Below are 6,494 nucleotides of genomic sequence, written 5' to 3'. Positions count from 1 at the left end.
CCTTCGGCTTCAGCACCCGACCGGCCGAGGGCGGCGCACCCGCGCCGACGTGGCTGCCGCAGCCCGCCGACTGGGCCGGCCTGACCGTCGAGGCGCAGGAGTCGGACCCGACCTCGACGCTCCGCCTCTACCGCCACGTTCTCGCGCTGCGCCGGGCCGAGCCCGCGCTCGGCGACGGCCCGCTGACCTGGGTGGAGACGACCGGCGACGTCCTCGCGTTCGCCCGCGGCGACGTCACGTGCGTCGTCAACCTCGGCACCGACCCGGTGCCGCTGCCCGCCCACACCGACGTCCTGCTGACGAGCGACCCGCTCGACGACGCAGGCCTGCTGCCGCGCGACACGGCCGCGTGGCTGCGCACGTGACCCGCCCCGACACCGACTGACACCGACTGACACCGAACCCGCAGTCCCGCCCCGCGGCCGTCGCCCGCCGTCGACCGCATCCCCGAAGGAGTGACGATGAGGTCCTCGCGTCCCACCGCACTGGCCCTGGCCGGTGTGCTCTCGATCGGTCTGCTCACCGCGTGCAGCACCGACGACTCCGACTCGCCCACGGGCGAGGACGGCAAGGTCAAGATCACCGTCGCGGGCCTCCTGCCGACGGCCGACGACGCCGCGAAGGAGCAGCTCGCCGAGCGCGTCGCCGCGTTCGAGGAGGAGTACCCGGACATCGACGTCGAGACCGAGGACTACGAGTGGAAGGCGTCGACGTTCACGACGCAGCTCGCCGGCGGCACGCTGCCGAACGTCTTCGAGATCCCCCTGACCGACGGCAAGACGCTCATCGAGAACGGCCAGCTCGCCGACATCGACGCGCAGGTCAAGGCGCTGCCGTACGGCGACCAGTTCAACGAGGCGCTCATCGCGAACGGCACCGGTGACGACGGCAAGATCTACGCCGTCCCCGCCAAGTCGATCTACGCGGTCGCGCTGCACTACAACCGCAACCTCTTCGAGCAGGCCGGCCTGGACCCCGACCAGCCGCCGACCACGTGGGACGAGGTCCGCGAGGACGCGAAGAAGATCCACGACGCCACGGGCGTCGCGGGCTACGCGATGATGGCGCTCGACAACGCGGGCGGCTGGCAGCTCGCGGCGGGCGCGAACTCGCGCGGGGGCGTCATCGAGACGTTCGACGGCGACGCGTACACCGCGACGCTCGACGACCCGGCGGTCGCGGAGCACCTGCAGTGGCTGCACGACCTCAAGTGGGAGGACGGCTCGCTGCTCGACCGCACCGACCTCGGCTGGGGCGACATCAACACCGAGTTCGCGGCGGGCAACCTCGCGATGTACACGTCGGGATCCGACGTCTACAACTCGCTCGTCGAGGCCAACGGCGTCACCGCGGACTGGGGCTACGGCCTGACCGCGATCCCGACGTCGGGCGACGGCGGCGCGCTGACCGGCGGCACGATGGCCGCGGTCACGAAGCAGTCGACGGACGAGCAGAAGGACGCCGCCGTCAAGTGGATCGACTGGTGGTACCTGAGCAAGCTGCAGGACCAGGACCAGGCGGTCGCCGACGCGAAGACGCGTGCCGAGGCCGACCCGGCGCAGGCCGTGGGCACGCCCGTGCTGCCGATCTTCTCGAAGGAGAACTACGAGCAGTCGCAGGAGTGGGTCGCGGACTACATCAACGTCCCGCTCGAGAACATGACGGGCTACACCGACGTCATGTTCGACCAGGAGCTCGTGCCCGAGGCGTCGGCCGCGGTGCAGGACCTGTACGCGCAGCTGTTCCCGGTCGTGCAGGCCGTCATCTCGGACGAGAACGCGGACATCGACGCGCTGCTCGCGACCGCGAACGACGCGGGCCAGTCGGCGATCGACGGCTGACACGCCCTTCGCGTGCCGCCGGGTGACGCACCCCGTCACCCGGCGGCACCGCCACGGAACCCCGGACCCGCGGGTCGTCGCCCGCGGCCCCGGACCTCGGACCCCGGACCGCCCCGGACCACCAGGAAGGCCCTCATGACCACGGACGACGCCGTCCTCACCGACCGCCCGCGCGGCACCGCGCGCGCCGGGCGCCCCGCGCCTCGCGTGCCGGGGCGCAGCCCGCTCACGTGGGCACGCCGCGGCGGGCTGTCCGCCCTCGTCTTCGCGCTGCCGCTGCTGCTGGTCTTCGGCGTCTTCTCGTGGTGGCCGATCGTCTCGGCTGTCGTGATGAGCTTCCAGCAGACGAACCTCATCGACCCGCCCACGTTCGTGGGACTGGAGAACTTCCAGGCGATCTTCGCGGACCCGCTGCTGCCGAAGGTCGTCCGGAACACCGCGTGGTTCGCGCTGCTGGCCCTCGTGTTCGGGTACCCGATCCCGCTCGTCGGGGCGGTGCTCATGAGCGAGCTGCGCCGCCGCAAGGGCCTGTACTCGGTGCTCGCGTACCTGCCGGTCGTCGTGCCGCCGGTCGTCGCGGTGCTGCTGTGGAAGTTCTTCTACGACCCGCGCCCGCAGGGCGTCTTCAACACGATCCTCGGCTGGGTGGGGCTGGGCCCGTACTCGTGGCTCAACGACCAGTCGATGGCGATGCCGTCGCTCGTGCTCGAGGCGACGTGGGCCGCCGCCGGCGGGACGGTGATCATCTACCTCGCGGCGCTCATCGGGGTCCCGTCGGAGCTCTACGACGCGGCCGAGGTCGACGGCGCGTCGGTGTGGCGCAAGGTGTGGCACGTGACGATGCCGCACCTGCGCGGCGTCCTGTTCATCACGCTGATCCTGCAGGTCATCGGCACGGCGCAGGTCTTCCTCGAACCGTTCCTGTTCACCAACGGCGGCCCGAACCACGCGACGCTGACCGTGATGCTGTGGGTCTACCAGCTCGCGTTCACCTCGATCGGCAACAACTTCGGCGAGGCGACGGCGCTCAGCCTGCTCCTCGCGGTCGTGCTCGCCGTCCTGTCGCTCGTCTACTTCCGCCTGACCCGCAGCTGGAGCCAGTCGTGACCACCGTGCAGACCCCGTCGTCCCTGAGCCCCGCGCAGCCCGCGGCCGCTGCTGCGGCCGTCGGCGCGCCCCCGCGACGACTCGGCCGTCGGCGGCTCGTCATCGACTCCGGCGAGCGCGGCGCGCTGTCGACCGCGGACTGGCGCCGCCCGCTCGTCAAGCACACCTGGCGCACGATGCACCTCCTGCTGCTCGTGCTGCTCGTCGTGTGGTGCCTCGGCCCGCTGCTGCTGCTCGGCAAGTTCGCGTTCACGCCGACGCAGGACATCCAGAGCACGCCGCTCGCGTTCTTCCCGAACGGCGCGACCATGCACAACGTCGAGATGGCGTGGAACAGGTACCACATCGGCCAGTTCTTCATGAACACCGTGTGGGTGGCGGTGGGCTCGTGGCTCGTGCAGGTCGTCGTCGCGACGACCGGCGGGTTCGTGCTGTCGGTGCTGCGGCCCGCGTGGGCGCGGGCCCTCAACTGGGCGGTGCTCGCGACGCTGTTCGTCCCGGCCGTGGTGCTGCTCGTGCCGCTCTACAAGATCGTTGTCGACCCACCGCTCGGGCCGAGCCTCATCAACAACTACCTCGCGGTGTGGCTGCCGGCCGGGGCGAGCGCGTTCAACGTGGTGCTCGTCGCGCGGTTCTTCGACTCGCTGCCGCGGGAGATCTTCGAGGCCGCGCGCATGGACGGCGCGGGACCGTTCCGGCTGTTCCGCAGCATCGTCCTGCCGATGAGCAAGCCGATCATCGGCGTCGTCTCGGTGTTCGCGGTGATCGCGTCGTGGAAGGACTTCCTGTGGCCCTTCCTCGTCCTCAAGTCCGACGCGGTCAAGCCGCTGTCGGTCTACCTGCAGTCCATGGCGAACGTCGACAAGGGCACGCTCATGGCCGCGCTCGCGATCTCGACGCTCATCCCGATCGCGATGTTCCTCGTCTTCCAGCGCATGTTCCTGCGCGGCGCGGGGCTCGGGGGAGCGGTCAAGGGCTGACGCAGTTTTCTGACGGGCTGTCGGATCAGGATCACGGCTGCCGACGGGCCGCTCCGGCCGGGCGGGTCGCGGGACCGGTGCGATGATCGGTGGGTGGCCCCCGACATCTCGCTGAGCACCCCCGCGCCCGCTGCCGGTCCCACCGACCGCACCGCCCCCGTCCCCGCCGACGCGCACCCCGCCGCCCCGTACGACGCGCTGCTGCTGTTCTCGTTCGGCGGCCCGAACGGCCCCGACGACGTGCTGCCGTTCCTGCGCAACGTCACGGCCGGCAAGGGCATCCCCGACGAGCGTCTCGTCGAGGTCGCCGAGCACTACCACCACTTCGGCGGTGCGAGCCCGATCAACGCCCAGAACCTCGCGCTGCAGAAGGCGCTCCAGGCGGAGCTCGCACGCCGCGGCGTCGACCTGCCCGTCGTGTGGGGCAACCGCAACTGGGAGCCGTACACGCGCGACGCGCTCGCCGCGGCCCATGCGGACGGCGCCCGCCGCATCGTCGCGCTCGTGACCAGCGCCTACGCGTCGTACTCGGGGTGCCGCCAGTACCGCGAGAACCTGTGGGGCTCGCTCGACGAGCTCGCGGTCGACCTCGGCCTGGCCGACGGCGAGCACCCGCTGGTCGCCGACAAGGTCCGCCCCTACTTCAACCACCCCGGCTTCGTGCAGGCGAACGTCGACGCGGTCGCCGAGGCCTACGACAAGATCGGCGACCCGGCCGCGCGCCTCGTGTTCGTCACGCACTCCATCCCGACGACGATGGAGGAGGCGTCGGCCGTGAGCGGCGCGCCGTACAGCGCGCAGCACCTCGACGTCGCCGCGACGGTCGCCGCCGCGGTCGGCGAGCGCCTGGGCCGCCCGGTCGAGTGGGACCTCGCGTACTGCTCGCGCTCCGGCCCGCCGAGCCAGCCGTGGCTCGAGCCCGACGTCAACGACCACCTGGAGGCGCTGCACGCGCAGGGTGTCCGATCCGTCGTGCTGTCGCCCATCGGGTTCATCTCCGACCACATGGAGGTCGCGTTCGACCTCGACACCGAGGCGCTCGAGACCGCGCAGGAACTGGGTCTGACCGCCGTGCGCGCCGACTCGGTCGGCACCCGCGAGCCGTTCGTCCGCGGGCTGGTCGACCTCGTGCTCGAGCGTGCGGCGCTCGCGCGTGCGCTCGACGCCGGGACGCCGGCGCCGGAGGGTGCCGCCGTCGGCAGCCTGCCCGCCTGGCGCGACGTGTGCCGCCCCGGCTGCTGCCGGCAGCGCGCCGGCGTGGACTCCGGCATCCCCGCCGCCTGCTCGACCGACCCCTGGTCCTGACCCCTCGGTCGTGGACCCCTCGGTCCTGACCCCCCCCAGTCCTGACCCCTCAGTCCCGGAAGGACGACCCCGTGAGCCACGCCAGCCCCGACGCCGAGGCCCTCAACGCCACGGTCCGCTACACGATGTGGACCGTCTTCGCGCTCGAGGAGGTGCTGCCCGAGGACGACGCCGAGCGCGCGCAGCTCATCGCCGCCGCGCAGGACGCGGTCGCCGCCGACGGCCTCGTCGTGCGCGGCTGGTACGACGTCGCGGGCCTGCGTGCCGACGCCGACCTCATGGTGTGGTGGCACGCCGAGACCGTCGAGGAGGTGCAGGGCGCCTACCAGCGGCTGCGCGCGAGCGACCTCGGCCGCCACCTGCTGCCCGTCTGGTCGGTCGTCGGCCTGCACCGCCCCGCCGAGTTCAACCGGTCCCACGTCCCCGCGTTCCTCGCGGGCGAGGACGCCGGCGACTACCTGTGCGTCTACCCGTTCGTCCGGTCCTACGACTGGTACGTGCTGCCCGACGACGACCGCCGGCGCATGCTCGTCGAGCACGGGCAGGCCGCGCGCGACTACGCCGACGTGCGCGCCAACACCGTCTCCGCGTTCGCGCTGGGCGACTACGAGTGGATCCTCGCGTTCGAGGCCGGCGAGCTGCACCGCATCGTCGACCTCATGCGCGACCTGCGCGCGACCGAGGCGCGCCTGCACGTCCGCGAGGAGGTGCCGTTCTACACCGGCCCCCGCACCACGCTCGAGGCCTGGGCGGACCGCCAGCCGCGCGGCTGACCCCCGCTCGCGTCCGCGTGACCGGCGCCCGTCCCTCCCCGGGGACGGGCGCCGGTGCCATGATCGGGACATGGCGACCCTCCAGGGCACGTGGCGGTTCGAGACCCTCGGCGGCGCACCGCTGCCCGACGAGGTGCGGCACGCGCCGTGGCTCACGTTCGACGGCGACGGCCAGGTCTACGGGCTCGCGGGCGTCAACCGGGTCCGCGGGACGTGGCAGCTCGAGGAGTCGCGCCTGACCTTCGGCCCCGTCGTGTCGACCCTCATGGCCGGCCCCGACGAGGCCATGGCGTGCGAACGCCAGGTCGTCGAGCTGCTCAACAGCGCGCTCGACGTGCACGCCGACGGCGACCGGCTCGAGCTGCGGCTCGACGGGAGGTCCGGCGCGACGCTCGTGCGCGACGAGCACGCGGGGGACACACCCGTCTGACCCCGGCGGTCGACGCCCCCTCACGACGCCGACCGGCCGCGCGGCACCGGCCGCGCGG

General features: G+C 72.4%; 7 protein-coding genes. All 7 read left to right on the top strand.

Annotation, left to right across the window (positions count from 1 at the left end; all coding sequences use genetic code 11):
* Nucleotides 1-365: DUF3459 domain-containing protein (locus HGA02_RS07825; RefSeq protein ID WP_168678549.1), on the top strand; the 365-nt coding region annotated here is incomplete at its 5' end.
* Between the two features lie 96 nt (nt 366-461).
* Nucleotides 462-1,841 carry an ABC transporter substrate-binding protein gene (locus HGA02_RS07820; RefSeq protein WP_168678548.1) on the top strand — a complete coding sequence of 460 codons (1,380 nt, stop codon included), beginning with the start codon at nt 462-464 and terminating at the stop codon, nt 1,839-1,841.
* A 135-nt stretch (nt 1,842-1,976) separates the two neighbouring features.
* Complete coding sequence (locus tag HGA02_RS07815; protein ID WP_210728301.1) at nt 1,977-2,948, top strand: carbohydrate ABC transporter permease; 972 nt, start codon at nt 1,977-1,979, stop codon at nt 2,946-2,948.
* Nucleotides 2,945-3,928, top strand: a complete 984-nt coding sequence (locus tag HGA02_RS07810; RefSeq protein WP_168678547.1) for an ABC transporter permease subunit — start codon at nt 2,945-2,947, stop codon at nt 3,926-3,928. Before HGA02_RS07815 ends, HGA02_RS07810 begins: the two co-directional genes overlap by 4 nt.
* Before the next feature lie 93 nt (nt 3,929-4,021).
* Nucleotides 4,022-5,233 (top strand): ferrochelatase, encoded by a 1,212-nt coding sequence (locus tag HGA02_RS07805; RefSeq protein WP_425483041.1) that lies wholly within the window; start codon nt 4,022-4,024, stop codon nt 5,231-5,233.
* 71 nt (nt 5,234-5,304) lie between these two features.
* Nucleotides 5,305-6,006, top strand: a complete 702-nt coding sequence (gene hemQ, locus HGA02_RS07800; RefSeq protein ID WP_168678546.1) for a hydrogen peroxide-dependent heme synthase — start codon at nt 5,305-5,307, stop codon at nt 6,004-6,006.
* Nucleotides 6,007-6,076: 70 nt separating this feature from the next.
* Nucleotides 6,077-6,436, top strand: coding sequence for an META domain-containing protein (locus HGA02_RS07795; RefSeq protein WP_168678545.1), 360 nt, complete (start codon nt 6,077-6,079; stop codon nt 6,434-6,436).
* Nucleotides 6,437-6,494 lie beyond the last annotated feature (58 nt).

This window comes from Cellulomonas septica (genome assembly GCF_012396155.1).
Lineage (GTDB): Bacteria > Actinomycetota > Actinomycetes > Actinomycetales > Cellulomonadaceae > Cellulomonas > Cellulomonas septica.
Note: the sequence above shows the minus strand (reverse complement) of the source record. Positions and strands in the feature narration are given on the sequence as shown.